This is a genomic window from Paenibacillus fonticola DSM 21315 (assembly GCF_000381905.1).
Classification (GTDB): Bacteria; Bacillota; Bacilli; order Paenibacillales; family Paenibacillaceae; genus Fontibacillus; species Fontibacillus fonticola.
In genome coordinates, this window is sequence record NZ_KB907291.1 from 26,575 (window position 1) to 35,976 (window position 9,402).

Here is a 9,402-nt window from a genome sequence, read left to right on the forward strand (position 1 = left end):
GGCTGAAATCAGCCGGTTTTTTAGCGTGAATGCAAATGGGAAATTAAAAAAACATGGCGGAAATATGGCGAATTTGGTGGGATTTGCTGTTATCGCATATAATGAAACATATGACTTTGAGGATGAGGATGAATAACATGACGAATACAACGTTTGCCGGATTAGGAATTGAAGAACCGTTATTGTCCAGATTGGCGGAATTCGGGATTTCGGAGCCGTCGCCGGTTCAGGCAGAGAGTATTCCTGCTGCGCTGGAAGGCCGCGATATACTGGCTCAATCACAAACTGGAACTGGTAAGACACTGGCCTACTTGTTACCATTGCTGCAAAGGATCCAAGCTGCCGAGAAGACGCTGCAAGGTGTTATTTTAGCGCCAACTCAAGAGCTGGCGATGCAGATTTATCGCGAGGCAGAGAAATACGGCGCAGGGCTAGGCATAGGTGTTCAAGCATTAATCGGCGGAGCGTCGATTAAACGCCAGCTCGAACGCCTAAGACAGCATCCTCAGCTTGTCGTAGGAACGCCTGGGCGGATTCGCGAAATACTTGCCCTCCGCAAACTGAAGCTGCACACGCTGAAAGCGGTTGTCGTAGATGAAGTGGATCAGATGTTTCAGCTTGGAGGCACGGCTGATGTTGAGCATATTTTACGGGGAACATTGCGCGATCGCCAATTGATGTTTCTCTCGGCCACGATTAATGAAGAGATTAAAAATATGGCTAATCGCGAAATGAAACAGCCCGTGAAAATCGGTATTGAGCCGGAACAAAGAACCGCAAAAAGCTTGGAACACCTTTACTTTGTTACAGAGGAACGCGATAAAATAGATATGCTTCGCAGAGTTATCAGGCATTTTGATCCAGCAAGAACAATCGTATTTATTAATTCAACAGACAACATCGCTGAAGTGGAAGCCAAAATGAATTATGTCGGCTTGAGTGCCGGTGCATTATACGGCGATGCTGACAAGATTGCGCGCAGCACGACTTTGCGCCGTTTTCGCGATGGAAAATACCGCGTGCTTGTCGCCAGTGACATTGCGGCTCGCGGACTGGATATTGAGGAGCTCGAGCTTGTAGTAAATCTTGATCCGCCGATCGATACGGACCATTATGTGCACCGGGTTGGCCGGACAGGCCGGATGGGGCGCAAGGGCTTGGCGGTGTCGATCATTACGCCCAAGGAACAATTTATTATACGTAAATTTGCAAAAGAGCTGGGAATTGATATCGCCCCCCGGGAAATGTACGAAGGTAAGGTGCGGGAGCCGAAGCCTTTTTCACCCGGACCAGGAAGAGGGAAGGGACAATCGGGTAAAACCGCCAATTCTGTTCCCGGACGAGCTAGACATAAAGACAGCGAACAGGACCGCAAGAACAAAGGTGCTCCTAAATGGCTAAAGAGCAAACAAAATAAAGGTTAGGGGGAACGAGTGTGAGTGAAACACCCGTATTGCAGGTTGAAGAACTAAGCGGGGGCTACAGCCTCGGTCGTCCCGTACTGCATGATGTTGAATTCGAGGTCCAGCCTGGAGAGATGGTGGGATTAATCGGATTGAACGGAGCAGGCAAAAGTACGACGATGAAGCATATACTGGGGCTGATGACGCCTCATCGAGGCGGCGTTGTTGTCCAGGGAAAGACGCGGGACGAAAGTCCAGAAGCGTATCAGTCATCCTTGGCCTTTGTACCGGAATCGCCATTATTGTATGAGGAATTGACCGTAAGAGAGCATTTGGAATTTGCTGCCCGGGCTTATAATGTGGGGCAAAGTGATTATTTACAGCGCTCGGAGCGGCTGCTGAAGCTGTTTAATATGGAAGAGAAGGCGGACAGCCTGTCGATGCATTTGTCCAAAGGGATGAAGCAGAAAGTTATGATTATGTGCGCTTTCGTAGCAAGACCTCCGTTATATATTATTGATGAACCATTTCTGGGGCTGGATCCGTTAGGGATACGTTCTCTGCTCGACTTCATGCTGGAAATGAAACAGAGCGGTTCTTCTATATTGCTTAGCTCGCATATTTTATCAACGATTGAAAATTACTGTGACCGATTTATCGTATTGCACCAGGGCAAAGTGATCGCGCAGGGGACATTGCATCAAATTGCGCAGCAGGCGAACATGCCGGGGGCTTCACTTGAAAATATTTTTTATTCCCTGGTCAAGGATGGAGAGTAACAAATGGAACTGAAGGCGCTGCGTAGCCAGCGCAAGTCATCGTTCTGGGGGCAGATCATTCCGTATCTTCCTTATGTTATGCAGAGCGGGGTAGCCGTAGTGCTTCTGCTGCTGTTCATCGTATTCTCGGCATGGTACACCTCGTTTCTTAAAGCCATGCCCCCTGATCTGCCTGTTCAGTGGATTTTGCTGATACTGCTTGGACCTTTGACCGTATACTCCGGATTCCGGACCTACATTCAGCCTGCGGACGTCATTTTTCTGCTGCCGCAGGAGACAAAGATGAAGGAATATTTCTCTCCGGTATATTTCAGCGGCGTAATATACAAGCTGCTTGCCCTTTATTTTGTAACCCTTACCGCTTGGCCGATGGTTGTAAGAAGCGGGGAAGCTGCCCTGCCGCTGTGGGCAATGCTGGTCATACTGCTGGCTCTTAAAAGCTTAAGCGCATATGGAGCATGGCAAGAGCTGCGGATTACGACTTCCCGGGCCAGAACAGGATATCGGCTGCTGCGCTGGTGCTTCATCCTTCTAATGCTGGCCGCCTGGATTTGGCAGCTGGCTTGGTGGAAAAGTCTGCTATTCATGCTGCTGCTGAGCGTAAATTACATTTTGGCGCTGCGCTTTCCTATGAAGCATACGGTGGCTTGGGAAAATCTGATTGCAAGCGAGAGGTCAGGTGCCGCCCGGGCTCTGATGATTCTTGGCTGGTTCGTGGAGGTTCCGGCTGAAGGTCAGAAGGTCATCCGCCGCCGCTGGCTGTCGCTGGCCGGCAACCGCACCCCATGGAGGCGGAGCACCGCATATCGCTATTTATTGATCAAGACTTTCGTAAGAAGCGAGCTGCTAGGTATTATCGTTCGGCTAGCGCTGCTAGGTATGCTGTTGATTTATTGGACGGGCCATTCCTGGATGGGAATTGCCGTCTATATATTTTTCATTTTTATTACAGGAACCCAGTTGACCGCATTAAGATTTGTTCACCGGGATTCACCGGCTGCATCCTATTACCCGATTATGCCAGGAATTAGGATGAAGGAAGTACTTCGTTTCATTTCGCGGCTGCTGTTTGTCCTCACGTTTATTTTGTGGCTGCCGCTGCTGTTCATTTCTGTTGCTGGCCGTGGAGATTGGCTGCTCAGCAGCGCAGGCCTGGCAGCGGGATTACTGCTAGTTCTTATCCTTCGGCTTGCCTGGAGCAAAAAGTGGAGCGCGATTGAGAACGAGGATTAAATTAACTGTGCTGACAACAACGTCTAACGGCGTATTCTCCATGAAGACAGACCGCGATTAGCCGTAGTTTGTCTTGCAGTATCGGAGATACTGGCTGCGAAATTTATATTTTCTGATATGTTCAAAAAAAAGACGGATCGCCTTGCAGCAAGCAAGGCGATCCGTTTTTAAGTTTATCACGAGCCCAGGTTTAATAGAGCAAAGTTCTGCTAACGATAACCAGCAAAATAAAGAGTACAAGGATAGCGGCAGTACTTGTAAATATACCGCCGTAACCGGCACAGCTGCCGCCTCTGACTTCTTCAACAACGCCCATGTTTAAATCTCCTTTCCGGCTTTCAAAATGTGCGAATACACTGTATTTTATGGTCAGAGGATTAAACGTGCTTGGGCCAATGTTCCAGGTTGAAGAAAGATCTTATTTGGTCTGCAAATCCAGCACAGCTTTGTAAATCATGTCGAACAACTCCTCGAGATGCTCTTCGGCAATACAAGAGAAAGCAATACGGAGATCGCGATCGCCAAGAGCAATTGTACCGATGCCGTATTCATGGAGGAGGTGCTGGCGAAGCGGCTCGGCATGGACATTTTTCAGCTTCAGGCACATAAAGTAGCCCGAATTAAAAGGGTAGTATTCCCAGACGCCGCCATACTTTTCGCTGTCAAGCAAGGACTTTACTTTGTTGGCCCGGCCTTTCATTATGTTGAATTTCTCTTCCTTTTGAGCCGCAAAATCGGGCGATTTCAGCGCTTGAAGCACGAAAGTTTGCGAAGGATGAGCGCCGCTCGATATCGTCGCACGAATGATGCCCAGCGCTTTCTGTTCCAATGCAGCCAGCGTCTCTTTGCTTTCCGCAGCGAAAGTAATGAAGCCCACGCGGAATCCCCAGACGTAGTCCTCCTTGGTTGCCCCGTCTACTTTTACAGGCAGAATCCGCGGATGGAGCCCGGCAAGCTTGCCAAACAGCGATTCGTTTAAGGAAGTCTCAAAGAACAGTCCGAAGTAAGCATCATCGGTTACGACAGTAACGTTTATTCCGGCCTCTGCCGCTTCTAGGATTGCAGCGACGATTTGCTCCCCTTCTTTGGCACCCGGAGTATAGCCGGTTGGATTGTTCGGGAAATTCAGAATAACGATGGCTTTACCTTTGTCCTTCTGGGCAAGCAGCGCATCACGCAGACCTTCGCTGTTAAATTTCATATCATCAGTAAATAGCGGATAGTTAACGATGGAACCATGACGGCGAATACCGAAGGTTAATTCGTAGTTTTCCCAGTTTTTGTCGGGATATATTACGGCGTCCCCTTCATTGACGAACAAGTCTGCCACCATGCTCAATCCATGCGTAAGAGCGTTGGTAACGATAGGATTGCCAAAGCTTTTACCGCTGAGGGAAGGATTATCCTGGAGCATTTTCTCACGCCATACTGTACGGAGCTCCGGTTTACCGGCGGGAGGAGCATAAGGATACAGATCCTGCGGCTTGTAGGCAGATAAGGTGTCCTGAATGACGGCGAGGTGCATCGGGCCCCCGTTTTCCGTAGCAATACCGATCGTTGCATTGAACTTTTTGGCAAGGCTGGATGCTTCAGCGGATTGGCTCAGAATCCCTTCCTTTGGAAAATAGATTTCTTTGCCTAATGTGGACAACATCTCATATAAATGGACATTTCCAGACCTGATACTTTCGTTTAACTGTTCCGCCAGTGGATTCATTGCTTAATCATCCTTCCAATTCAGTTTGATATAATGGATAGCTTCCGATTTTACTGCCTAACATTATATCACTTTGATTTTATGACGTCACGGTCAATTCATGCTGCCGCCGCCATGGAAAGGACAGTATTTATACATATGTTCAGCTGTTTTGTGATCGCCTTCCCCGTTTCTGTCTTGAAGGCCTTGGATGATATTGTTGAACCTGTTCTCCTGCAGGTTTTGTCCAAATTTGAACTTGGCGCTCATGGTCTCAGGAACGAGCCGGAACAAGGCGACAGCTTTCAATTGGCCGGCATATCGGGGATTCGCAGGGTCTATGGGAGCGTAGCCGCCTTCCGGCTGCAGCTTCTCCATAAACCTCGTGAAAGCATGGGCTTTCTCCTGCAGATCGTCCACGATTTCCACATGGCCCTGAACCATGACGCTTTTGAAGAACGCAGTTGCTGGGCAAGCCAGCTCGGGATGACTGAAATAGGAAGGGATAATGGCATACTCTTTGGCTACCGTAAAGCTTGCCTGCGGATTGGCTTTTAAATGCTTCATCTTCTCTCCCGCAAGACTGCCATGGAAATAAAAACAGTTGTGACTATAGACAAAATTTATTGGTGTAACTCTGCACCGGCCATCCTTGTCTACCGTTCCAAGAAATCCGAAGCTCATTTCATGCAAGAAGCTCTCCACTTCTTGTTTGTTGCCGCTCATAGCGAATTCTTTTCTCCTCATAACGATTGTGCCTCCATCATCTATAGATATCTTGTTCCTTAGTTTATGGGGAAGATTGACAATAAAAAAGAACCGCTTTACATTAATTTTATTGGTCCACTTTAAACGGGCAGCTGGGTTTTAAAGCACCCTGCCAGAAAGGGGAGGGGTTGTTTGGACTTTATACTGCCAATGGAACAGCAAAGTAAAATTCATCGCTATAAATATTTGGCGCTCTATCATGCTTTGCGGGAAGCGATAAATGAAGGGGTACTTAGGGAAGGAATCCGCTTGCCATCTACGCGGGAGTTGGCCAAGTTGTATGGCTTATCCCGAGGGAGTGTCTCACAGGCCTATGATATGCTTCACGCAGAGGGCTATATTCAATCGGTTACAGGCAGCGGCACATATGTAACAGGTACTGTTACCCCCTTGAATGAGCATTCCGGAGAAACGGCAAGGATTGAGCTGTCCGCCTGGGGACGCAGGGTAACGGGCACGCTGATTTCGGCCCAGGGGGAGCTGGGATCGGAAAGGTCCGAAAGGTCCGAAAGGTCTGGATGGTCTGGAACGTCTGGAAGGTCGAAAGGAGCTATCGGTGTTGATAGTGCCCATGGTGTCCAGGAAGCTCAAGAAGTTCAAGAAGCTCAAAAAGCCCAAGAGGCTCAAATAGCTCAAAAAGCTCAAAAAGCTCAAGAAAACCAAAAAATACATATGCCGCGCCCTGTGCAGGAAGCTGTTGCCGTTGGCGGACCGGCGGATAGTATAATTTCTTTTTGTGATGCGGGTCCATCGCTTGAACTGTTTCCGCTCGCCGAATGGAAGAGCGCGATCGCTTCCGCCGTAAGGGAGGAGCTGGGCCCCCCGTTAACGCTCGGTGACGCGGCTGGCGATATCGAGCTGCGCGAAGCGATCGCAGCTCATCTACGGCGCAGCCGCGGCATTGCGGCAGATGCGGAGCAAATCTGCCTGTTCAATGGCTCGATGCAGGCGATCATGCTCCTGACCCAGCTGCTGCTGGGGGAAGGGGAGCCGGCCGTACTGGAGGACCCGTGCTACGCGGGGATCTCCCGGGCCGTCGCCGCCTGCGGAGCCCTGGCCGTCCCCGCTCAGGTGGACGGCCAGGGCATCGTGCCGCGCGATTGGGACGCGCGGCTGCTGTTTGTGACGCCGGGTCGGCAGTACCCGACCGGCGCAGTGCTGTCCCCGGCGCGGCGCCGGGAACTGCTCGCGTGGGCGGCGCGCAGGGAAGCTGTCATCATCGAAGATGATTATGACAGCGAGTTTCGCTTCGCCGGCCGCCCGTTGGAGCCGCTTAAAGCGCTAGACCACGCGGAACGCGTCGTCTACGTCGGCTCCTTCTCCAAAACGATGTTCGCAGCGCTCCGCATCGGATATGCCGTTCTTCCCCGCAGCCTGATCGATCCGGTAAAGCGGATGAAGTCGCTGTACGAACCGATATCGCCAGCGCGGCTGGAGCAGCGTGCTCTCGCTCGCTTTATGCGCCGCGGGGAGTATGCCCGTCATCTTCGCCGCATGCGCCGGTACTACGGCAGCAAGTATGAGTTGTTCTGCACCTATATGACGAGGGAAGCTGGCGAGTTGTTTACCTTAAAGCCATCCGATGCCGGCCTGCACGTATATGCTGCCTGGAACGGAACCGAAGCGGAATACGATGCTTTTTGCCAGGAGGCGGCTGCTCAAGGCGTACTGTTCCGGGATGCTAAAATCTATGGCCTGACACCTGGTTCTCCGGCCGCTTGCTTCTGTTTTCCCCACTTAAGTGAAGAGCAGCTGGTCGAAGGCGTGAAACGAATGAGAAATGTGTGGAAAATAATTTCAAGCAGGCACAAATAAGCGATATAATAATGTCGGAACTATCGGAAATGTCAGAACTATCGGGAAAATACGTTGGTGTATTCCGGTTCGGGAGGGAAGGGACATGCTTCATGCTTTACCATCCTCATTCATATTGAAGCCCGCTTTTGCCAAAATCGTATGTGAGCCAGGCTGGAAATGGCATGAACGGGATAAGCCGCTGGCGAATTACGATTTGTTTTATGTTTGGAACGGGGAGGGAACGGTCGTATTGAACGGCAAGCCAATCCCTGTCGGCAAAGGGAGCTGTTTTTTGTTCCGGCGCGGCGATTACACAAGCGCTACGCATAATCCGCAGCGGCCATTAGTGCTGACCTATATTCACTTTGATCTTGCGGAGCCGGTGACAGAAGTGCCCGGCCCTTACCGCAAGCTGACGGACACGATTGAATTTGAGTATTTGCTGTCGCGCTATGTTCGTCTTTTCCTGATTAAAGCTTACGCATCAGAGGAAGAAGCCCGGTTAATTTTGCAGCAGCTGATCATTCATCTGCTTCGTGAGGAACGCCAGGTTCCCGTGGAGAAAAAAGTAAGCGATCAGCTAGCCGAAACGATTCACGAGACAGCCAATTATGTAGTACAGCATCCGGGCCTCCCGCATAAAGTTGACAGCCTGGCAGCCCGCGCCGGATTATCGGCCCGGTACTTTTCGAATAAATTCAAGGAGTTGATCGGGATGCCGGTCCAGGCCTATATTATCAAAGCAAGGATTGAGCGGGCCCAGCATCTGCTCCTGCATGCAGGAATGAACGTCACGGAGGTTGCGGATGCGCTCGGGTATAAGGATATTTTTTTCTTCAGCCGCCAGTTCAAGCAGTATACGGGGAAGAGTCCTTCTGAGATCCGATAAATGAAAAAAATGTTTCAAGCGCCATCTACCCGGGTAATGATTATTTATATGTCATGTAAATGGAAGGGGGTGTCTTGTAATGGTAAAGAGACGGCGTATTCGCAGCCGTCAGTGCTTAATGGCTGGCAGCAACATTTTTCGCAATCGTCTGCGTCGGCACAGAGTGTCTAGCGTAGAAGAGAACAGCTGGTTTTAATCTATCAATTTAATCCAAATATATATTATGACAAATAGAAGCAGCGGCTTACGAGCCGACTGCTTTTTAAGATTGTACGCCCAGCATGGGCGTCATCTCTAGGGTGAGAGTCCCGAACGGGGGCTGGCGAGCGCCTACCGTTAGCCAAGGGCAAGGGTGTCCGTCGCGAGGCGGAATCTGAAGGAAGCCAGAGGCAAAAGCACGGGCCAAGGTACACGAACTGGATTTGAGGCAGGATTAGTCGGATGAGTTGCCAATTCACAACGAAATCCAAAGCCGCTAAGGGCTAGTCCTGTAGACTCCAGTGGTCGCGGGCGGAAAGATGACGTTCTTATCTGGGGAGGCCTGCGGGAAAAAAAAAAAATGCGAAGTAACTTCGTAACCGCATTCGGAAGGTTGCGCTGAACCCGCAGGAGTCAGCAGAGGCCATAGTACGCGAGTACGGGACGCCGGAAAGCGGAAGGGCCGAACCGAAAGGAGAGAGGAAACCGATGCGTTCGCGTGAAGAGCATAGACAGCCGAATATCCCAGAAGGGAGCTGCCAGCAAAGAGAAGCGGTGAAGCCGCCAGGGTATGCTGGAGCGCCGAGTTCTTCCCCGGCACAAGTCGCCCCTTCCTCTCGTGAAGCAAGTAACGACCTA

At 50.5% G+C, this 9,402-nt stretch carries 8 protein-coding genes; 5 read left to right on the forward strand and 3 right to left on the reverse strand.

Annotated elements, in window-relative coordinates; all coding sequences use genetic code 11:
* Positions 1 to 137 precede the first annotated feature (137 nt).
* The 3 genes from G358_RS0128335 to G358_RS0128345 are packed head-to-tail and all read left to right on the forward strand — an operon-like array spanning position 138 to position 3,415.
* Complete coding sequence (locus tag G358_RS0128335) at positions 138 to 1,424, forward strand: DEAD/DEAH box helicase (protein WP_019640640.1); 1,287 nt, start codon at positions 138 to 140, stop codon at positions 1,422 to 1,424.
* Between the two features lie 11 nt (positions 1,425 to 1,435).
* Positions 1,436 to 2,182 carry an ABC transporter ATP-binding protein gene (locus G358_RS0128340; RefSeq protein ID WP_019640641.1) on the forward strand — a complete coding sequence of 249 codons (747 nt, stop codon included), beginning with the start codon at positions 1,436 to 1,438 and terminating at the stop codon, positions 2,180 to 2,182.
* 3 nt (positions 2,183 to 2,185) lie between these two features.
* Positions 2,186 to 3,415, forward strand: a complete 1,230-nt coding sequence (locus G358_RS0128345) for an ABC transporter permease (RefSeq protein ID WP_019640642.1) — start codon at positions 2,186 to 2,188, stop codon at positions 3,413 to 3,415.
* A gap of 190 nt (positions 3,416 to 3,605) precedes the next feature.
* Here G358_RS0128345 and G358_RS34185 read toward each other — a convergent pair whose 3' ends face one another.
* The 3 genes from G358_RS34185 to G358_RS0128360 form a co-directional block, all read right to left on the reverse strand.
* Positions 3,606 to 3,731 carry a hypothetical protein gene (locus G358_RS34185; RefSeq protein WP_019640643.1) on the reverse strand — a complete coding sequence of 42 codons (126 nt, stop codon included), beginning with the start codon at positions 3,729 to 3,731 and terminating at the stop codon, positions 3,606 to 3,608.
* A 102-nt stretch (positions 3,732 to 3,833) separates the two neighbouring features.
* Complete coding sequence (locus tag G358_RS0128355) at positions 3,834 to 5,132, reverse strand: aminotransferase class I/II-fold pyridoxal phosphate-dependent enzyme (RefSeq protein ID WP_019640644.1); 1,299 nt, start codon at positions 5,130 to 5,132, stop codon at positions 3,834 to 3,836.
* Between the two features lie 93 nt (positions 5,133 to 5,225).
* Entirely contained in the window at positions 5,226 to 5,858 is a 633-nt protein-coding gene (locus G358_RS0128360) for a pyridoxamine 5'-phosphate oxidase family protein (protein ID WP_019640645.1), read from the reverse strand.
* A gap of 153 nt (positions 5,859 to 6,011) precedes the next feature.
* Here G358_RS0128360 and pdxR point away from each other — a divergent pair, with 153 nt between their 5' ends.
* Entirely contained in the window at positions 6,012 to 7,694 is a 1,683-nt protein-coding gene (pdxR, locus tag G358_RS0128365; RefSeq protein ID WP_019640646.1) for a MocR-like pyridoxine biosynthesis transcription factor PdxR, read from the forward strand.
* An 85-nt stretch (positions 7,695 to 7,779) separates the two neighbouring features.
* Positions 7,780 to 8,565 carry a helix-turn-helix domain-containing protein gene (locus tag G358_RS0128370; protein ID WP_019640647.1) on the forward strand — a complete coding sequence of 262 codons (786 nt, stop codon included), beginning with the start codon at positions 7,780 to 7,782 and terminating at the stop codon, positions 8,563 to 8,565.
* Positions 8,566 to 9,402: the final 837 nt, after the last annotated feature.